Raw genomic sequence first — 6,196 nt, 5'->3', positions numbered from 1 at the left:
GGTACTGCGCGAAGGCAACTCCGACCGCCGCGCGCCGTTGTCGGTCAAGAATTACGCACGCAAGCACCCGCACAAGATGGGCGCCTGGGCTGCCGTAGAAGTCGCCATTGCTCATGTGGGCGATGTGCGACTTGGAGTCGGCAGCCCAGGCGCCCATCTTGTGCGGGTGCTTGCGTGCGTAATTCTTGACCGACAACGGCGCGCGGCGGTCGGAGTTGCCTTCGCGCAGTACCGGGTTCACGGCGCTGCCCTTGACCTTGTCGTAACGTGCGCGGGTTTCTTTTTCCGCGTCGGTGGTTACGGTTTCGGGGTAGTCCGGCAGGGCGTAGCCCTGGGCCTGCAGTTCCTTGATCGCGGCTTGCAGCTGCGGAGTCGAGGCGCTGATGTTGGGCAGCTTGATGATGTTGGCTTCAGGCGTAACGGCCAGGTCGCCCAGTTCGGCGAGGTGGTCCGGGATGGCCTTGGCGCCCAGTTGCTCGGGGAAGCTTGCGAGGATGCGCCCGGCGAGGGAAATATCGCGGGTTTCCACGGCAATATCAGCGGAAGCGGTGAAGGCCTCTACGATAGGCAGCAGTGAATAGGTGGCGAGGGCTGGGGCTTCGTCGGTGAAGGTGTAGATGATCTTCGAGCGGGTGGGCATATTCGGATTAACTCTCTTCTTTGCTGAAAGCGTGCGCAGAAACTCGAGATGCGCCGGGTGGAGCGCGTTCGTTCAAAGTCATCCATGAGCGAAATGTCGAGGTTTCTTCGCGGTGATGTTGGGTTGCATCAGTCGAGCGTCAAGCGGGTGGGCTATTGTAATAACCCTGCTTTCTGGCTGAGAGCTCGGTGCTAGAGCGGTCAGCCGTCGTGACTCTTGGGTCAGCGGCGGCATTATACATAGGTCGCTATGCTTACGCTGAGCCTTCATACAAAAGGCGTGTCGTCCATTGGTCTAAAGGTCGCAGTTGGGCCGCGTGCGACTAACGTCGCACGTTGTGCTCAAGATTGGCGGTTTTCCCTTTGGTTTCAGGCTTGTAGGCGACAATTTATGCTGTTTTCGATGCAGATGAGCTTGGCGTGAGGTTTCAGTCGCCCTATATCTGGAGTAGGCTCGAACGCAGCCAGATGTTCAATCCATAGATGGAGTTCAGCATGGGATACAAGAAGATTCAGGTTCCGGCAGTCGGCGACAAAATCACCGTCAATGCAGACCATTCTCTCAATGTTCCTGACCAACCGATCATCCCCTATATCGAAGGTGACGGTATCGGCGTCGACATCAGCCCGGTGATGATCAAGGTAGTCGACGCTGCTGTTGAAAAAGCCTACGGCGGCAAGCGCAAAATCTCGTGGATGGAGGTGTATGCCGGCGAGAAGGCGACTCAAGTCTACGATCAGGACACCTGGCTGCCCCAGGAGACCCTGGATGCGGTCAAGGATTACGTGGTGTCCATCAAGGGTCCGCTGACCACCCCGGTCGGCGGTGGCATCCGCTCGCTGAACGTGGCCCTGCGTCAGCAGCTTGACCTCTATGTATGCCTGCGCCCGGTGCGCTGGTTCGAAGGCGTGCCCAGCCCGGTCAAGAAGCCGGGCGATGTGGACATGACCATCTTCCGCGAGAATTCCGAGGATATTTACGCCGGCATCGAGTGGAAGGCCGGCTCGCCCGAGGCGATCAAGGTGATCAAGTTCCTCAAGGAGGAAATGGGCGTTACCAAGATCCGCTTCGACCAGGACTGCGGGATTGGCGTGAAGCCGGTGTCCAAGGAGGGCACCAAGCGCCTGGCGCGCAAGGCCCTGCAATATGTAGTGGATAACGACCGCGATTCGCTGACTATCGTGCACAAAGGCAACATCATGAAGTTCACCGAAGGTGCCTTCAAGGAATGGGCCTACGAAGTGGCGGCCGAGGAGTTCGGCGCGACACTGCTTGATGGCGGGCCGTGGATGCAGTTCAAGAACCCGAAGACCGGCAAGAATGTCGTGGTCAAGGATGCGATTGCCGATGCGATGCTCCAGCAGATCCTGTTGCGTCCGGCTGAGTATGACGTGATTGCGACGCTTAACCTCAACGGGGACTACTTGTCCGACGCCCTGGCGGCGGAAGTGGGCGGTATCGGTATTGCGCCGGGCGCCAACCTGTCCGACACCGTGGCCATGTTCGAAGCCACCCACGGGACGGCGCCCAAGTATGCGGGCAAGGACCAGGTCAACCCTGGCTCATTGATTCTGTCGGCGGAAATGATGTTGCGGCATATGGGTTGGCTGGAGGCGGCCGACCTGATTATCAAGGGCACCAACGGCGCTATATCGGCCAAGACCGTGACGTATGACTTCGAACGCCTGATGGATGGGGCGACATTGGTGTCGTCGTCAGGCTTTGGTGACGCGTTGATCAAGCATATGTAAGCAGCCACGAAAAAACCGGCCTTTCTGGTGGTTCAGATCGGCCGGTTTTTTACTGGTCGGACGCGGCGCAGCGGCCTGTCAGACAGGTTGCGTTACAGATTTTTTCGATTTGATCGTCTCGCCGTCGCTGGTCGTTGGCTCGGCAGCAGCTTCCGGTTGCGGCACTGGCGATATCTTCACTGCATGCAAGCCTTTGGGTCCCTGGATAGTCTCAAAGGAAACCTTCTGACCCGCCTTGAGCGTTCTGTAGCCATCCATTTGAATTGCTGAGAAATGCGCAAAAAGGTCTTCTTCCTTGCCGTCTTCATTGATGAAGCCGAAACCCTTGGCATTATTGAACCACTTGACCTTACCACTAGCCATTTCCTTATCCCTCTGCACCAGACTCCATCACTGGAGTATCATCCTGTCTATCCGACCTAACCCGAATAAATAAGGTTGACTGCGCGGACCTTTTTTACCCACTGTGGGCTCTATTGGTTGTAACACCGATTTGCCGATAGTCAAGGCGACCAATGAGTCAGAGTTGAAATTCTGACAGCTCGCCCCCACCACTGTAATTGAACCACTGACGAACCTTTCTTTCCATGCATGCAAATAGCCAGATTCGACTAACATTCAATCAGGATCGCCCGGATCAGGAACATGACGACGACGGTTCTGCAGGCATTGCTGTTCAGGAGGCTAAGCCTGCTTTACAGGCGCCGCCGATGTACAAGGTGGTTTTGTTCAATGATGACTACACACCGATGGATTTCGTCGTCGAAGTGCTCGAGGTGTTTTTTAATCTGAACCGAGAGTTGGCGACCAAGGTAATGCTGGCCGTTCACACAGAAGGACGGGCAGTATGTGGAGTGTTTACCCGCGACATCGCCGAGACAAAGGCCATGCAGGTCAACCAGTACGCCAGGGAAAGCCAGCATCCGCTACTCTGTGAAATCGAGAAGGACGGTTAACGCCGACCACTTGGGTATGAGGTGAAGCTATGTTAAACCGCGAGCTCGAAGTCACCCTCAATCTTGCCTTCAAGGAGGCTCGTTCGAAGCGTCATGAATTCATGACCGTCGAACACCTGCTGCTGGCACTTTTGGATAACGAAGCTGCCGCCACCGTTCTGCGTGCGTGCGGCGCCAACCTCGACAAACTCAAGCATGACCTGCAGGAGTTTATCGACTCCACCACGCCACTGATCCCCGTGCATGACGAGGACCGTGAGACCCAGCCGACCCTGGGCTTCCAGCGGGTATTGCAGCGTGCTGTTTTCCACGTACAGAGCTCCGGTAAGCGTGAGGTCACGGGCGCCAATGTGCTGGTGGCGATTTTCAGCGAACAGGAAAGCCAGGCTGTGTTTCTGCTCAAGCAGCAGAGCGTAGCCCGTATCGATGTCGTCAACTATATCGCCCACGGTATCTCCAAGGTGCCTGGGCATGGCGATCATTCCGAGGGTGAGCAGGATATGCAGGACGAGGAGGGCGGCGAGTCTTCTTCTTCAAGCAATCCGCTGGATGCCTATGCCAGCAACCTCAATGAGTTGGCGCGCCAGGGGCGGATCGATCCGCTGGTGGGGCGTGAGCTGGAGGTTGAGCGTGTCGCGCAGATACTGGCGCGCCGTCGCAAAAACAACCCATTGCTGGTCGGTGAGGCGGGCGTGGGTAAGACCGCGATTGCCGAAGGCCTGGCCAAGCGCATCGTCGACAACCAGGTGCCGGACCTGCTGGCCAATAGCGTCGTCTACTCTCTGGACCTGGGCGCGTTGCTCGCCGGGACCAAGTACCGTGGCGATTTCGAGAAGCGCTTCAAGGCGCTGCTCGGCGAGCTGAAAAAGCGCCCGCAGGCGATCCTGTTTATCGACGAGATCCACACCATCATCGGTGCGGGGGCCGCATCGGGCGGGGTGATGGATGCGTCCAATCTGCTCAAGCCGCTGCTGTCGTCGGGTGATATCCGTTGCATTGGTTCGACCACGTTCCAGGAATTCCGTGGGATCTTTGAAAAAGATCGCGCCCTGGCGCGCCGCTTCCAGAAAGTCGACGTGTCCGAGCCTTCGGTCGAAGACACCATCGGCATCCTGCGCGGGCTCAAGGGGCGTTTCGAAGCGCACCACGGCATCGAGTACACCGATGAGGCGTTGCGTTCGGCTGCTGAGCTGGCGGCGCGCTACATCAACGACCGGCATATGCCGGACAAGGCGATCGATGTGATCGACGAGGCGGGTGCCTACCAGCGCCTGCAGCCGGTCGAAAAACGCGTGAAACGCATCGACGTGCCTCAGGTCGAGGACATCGTCGCGAAAATTGCGCGGATTCCGCCAAAACACGTCACCAGTTCCGACAAGGAATTGCTGCGTAATCTGGAGCGTGACCTCAAGCTGACCGTGTTTGGTCAGGATGCGGCCATCGATTCGTTGTCCACCGCGATCAAGTTGTCGCGTGCCGGGCTCAAGTCGCCGGACAAGCCAGTGGGTTCGTTCCTGTTCGCCGGCCCGACCGGTGTCGGCAAGACCGAGGCGGCGCGCCAACTGGCCAAGGCCATGGGGATCGAGCTGGTGCGCTTCGACATGTCCGAATACATGGAGCGTCACACCGTGTCGCGCCTGATTGGTGCCCCTCCGGGCTATGTCGGCTTTGATCAGGGTGGTCTGTTGACCGAGGCGATTACCAAGCAGCCGCACTGCGTATTACTGCTCGATGAAATCGAAAAGGCGCACCCGGAAGTCTTCAACCTGCTGCTGCAGGTCATGGACCACGGCACCCTGACCGACAACAACGGGCGCAAAGCGGACTTCCGCAACGTGATCGTGATCATGACCACTAACGCCGGCGCCGAAACCGCTGCGCGGGCTTCGATCGGCTTTACGCATCAGGATCACTCATCCGATGCGATGGAAGTGATCAAGAAGAGCTTCACGCCGGAGTTCCGCAACCGTCTGGACACCATTATCCAGTTTGGTCGCCTCAGCCATGAGGTTATCAAAAGCGTGGTGGACAAGTTCCTCACCGAGCTTCAAGCGCAGTTGGAAGACAAGCGCGTGCAACTGGAAGTCTCGGAAGCGGCGCGCAGCTGGATTGCGGAAGGCGGCTACGATGCGGCAATGGGCGCTCGCCCGATGGCGCGTCTGATCCAGGACAAGATCAAGCGGCCGCTGGCCGAAGAGATCCTGTTCGGCGAGCTTTCCGACCATGGTGGCGTGGTGCATATCGATCTGAAGGATGGCGAGCTGACCTTCGAATTCGAAACCACGGCTGAAATGGCCTGATCGTTTACTGCAACAAAGCAAAAGGCGCCGAAAGGCGCCTTTTTGCTGCCTTGAAATACACCCCTCAAGGCACTGGAGATCAGCTGTGTAGGCGGGCTTGGTCGTGAAAGTGGTGTGTCAGCCCAAAAAAGGGTAGCTGACCTGGCGCATTCGCCAGCAGGCCCGTTCCCGCAGAAGATTGGCGGTGTCCCATAAATGGCACCCACACAAAAACGCCCGGCATAACCGGGCGTTTTGTATTGACTTGCTTATCGAGCGCGGTAAGTGATGCGCCCTTTGCTCAAGTCATAGGGCGTCAGCTCGACGCGCACTTTGTCACCGGTAAGAATACGAATGTAGTTCTTGCGCATCTTGCCGGAGATATGCGCGGTTACGACGTGCCCATTTTCCAACTCCACACGAAACATGGTGTTGGGCAGGGTGTCGACGACAGTGCCTTCCATTTCGAAGCTGTCTTCTTTCGACATGCAGTAAAGCCCTCGGTATCCAGTGAATGGCCCGGTGCAACTGCGCCAGGCAAAAGCGGCGTGCATTGTGCCCGAAAAAGGG

5 protein-coding genes and 1 pseudogene are annotated in these 6,196 nt (G+C 57.7%); 3 read left to right on the top strand and 3 right to left on the bottom strand.

Annotated elements, in window-relative coordinates; all coding sequences use genetic code 11:
• Window positions 1-88 precede the first annotated feature (88 nt).
• A pseudogene (locus Q1V60_RS13785) lies at window positions 89-640 on the bottom strand (NADP-dependent isocitrate dehydrogenase); the annotation flags it as partial.
• 494 nt (window positions 641-1,134) lie between these two features.
• Here Q1V60_RS13785 and icd point away from each other — a divergent pair.
• On the top strand, window positions 1,135-2,391 hold the full coding sequence (gene icd, locus Q1V60_RS13780; RefSeq protein WP_300631221.1) for an NADP-dependent isocitrate dehydrogenase: 1,257 nt from the start codon (window positions 1,135-1,137) through the stop codon (window positions 2,389-2,391).
• A gap of 78 nt (window positions 2,392-2,469) precedes the next feature.
• Here the strand turns inward: icd and cspD are convergent, their stop codons facing one another.
• Window positions 2,470-2,754, bottom strand: a complete 285-nt coding sequence (cspD, locus tag Q1V60_RS13775) for a cold shock domain-containing protein CspD (protein ID WP_300631219.1) — start codon at window positions 2,752-2,754, stop codon at window positions 2,470-2,472.
• A 224-nt stretch (window positions 2,755-2,978) separates the two neighbouring features.
• On the opposite strand from cspD, the gene clpS reads away from it, so the two are divergent.
• Both clpS and clpA read left to right on the top strand, forming a co-directional pair.
• Window positions 2,979-3,347 (top strand): ATP-dependent Clp protease adapter ClpS, encoded by a 369-nt coding sequence (clpS, locus tag Q1V60_RS13770; RefSeq protein WP_005789091.1) that lies wholly within the window; start codon window positions 2,979-2,981, stop codon window positions 3,345-3,347.
• Window positions 3,348-3,376: 29 nt separating this feature from the next.
• Window positions 3,377-5,647 (top strand): ATP-dependent Clp protease ATP-binding subunit ClpA, encoded by a 2,271-nt coding sequence (gene clpA, locus Q1V60_RS13765; RefSeq protein WP_300631217.1) that lies wholly within the window; start codon window positions 3,377-3,379, stop codon window positions 5,645-5,647.
• A 248-nt stretch (window positions 5,648-5,895) separates the two neighbouring features.
• Here the strand turns inward: clpA and infA are convergent, their stop codons facing one another.
• The gene (gene infA / locus Q1V60_RS13760; protein WP_002553999.1) at window positions 5,896-6,114 is read right to left on the bottom strand and encodes a translation initiation factor IF-1; all 219 of its coding nucleotides are present in this window, start codon (window positions 6,112-6,114) and stop codon (window positions 5,896-5,898) included.
• Between the last annotated feature and the right edge of the window lie 82 nt (window positions 6,115-6,196).

It is taken from the genome of Pseudomonas sp., assembly GCF_030147005.1.
In the GTDB taxonomy this organism is placed as follows: domain Bacteria; phylum Pseudomonadota; class Gammaproteobacteria; order Pseudomonadales; family Pseudomonadaceae; genus Aquipseudomonas.
This window is presented reverse-complemented; position numbering and strand designations above follow the sequence as displayed.